We start from the raw sequence: 617 nt of genomic DNA, 5'->3' as shown, positions 1-617 counted from the left end.
CCAGAATAAGGCCACCAAAATCAGAAAACGCTGCACATTCTCTCCATAGCATCGGAGTTAACCCGCAGTTACCCCTGCCAAACCTTGTGAATCGTGTCCGCTGTGAGTATAAAAGAGACGTAACTCTCATACCCAACGGAAATAATAGTATGAATGCGAGCCTGCCGAAACTCGACGACCTTGACCGCGCAATCTTAAAAACACTAATGGCAGACGCCAGAACTCCTTACGCCGAAATGGCTAAGCAGTTCGATGTCAGCCCTGCCACCATTCATGTGCGTATCGAGAAAATGAAATCGGCTGACATAATCGAGGGTACGGAGGTGATCGTAAATACCAAGAAGCTCGGCTACGATGTGTGTTGCTTTATTGGTATTAACCTTAACGCGGCGCGTGACTACCATTCCGCGTTAGAAAAACTCAATGCTCTCGATGAGGTAGTGGAAGCTTACTACACCACAGGCGCGTATAACATATTCGTCAAATTGATGTGCAAATCGATTGAAGAACTGCAATTTGTGCTGATTGATAAGCTGCAAGCCATTGATGAGGTTCAGTCCACAGAGACATTGATATCGTTGCAAAACCCGATCAACCGCAACGTGAATCCGTAAATT

The 617-nt window shown here is 46.0% G+C and carries 1 protein-coding gene; it reads left to right on the top strand.

Annotated features, from left to right (window positions below):
* Positions 1–149: 149 nt before the first annotated feature.
* Positions 150–614, top strand: a complete 465-nt coding sequence (gene asnC, locus R7Z50_RS28775) for a transcriptional regulator AsnC (RefSeq protein ID WP_005465258.1) — start codon at positions 150–152, stop codon at positions 612–614.
* The last annotated feature ends 3 nt before the right edge of the window (positions 615–617 follow it).

The sequence above is a fragment of the Vibrio sp. 1249-1 genome (assembly GCF_033340495.1).
This window is presented reverse-complemented; position numbering and strand designations above follow the sequence as displayed.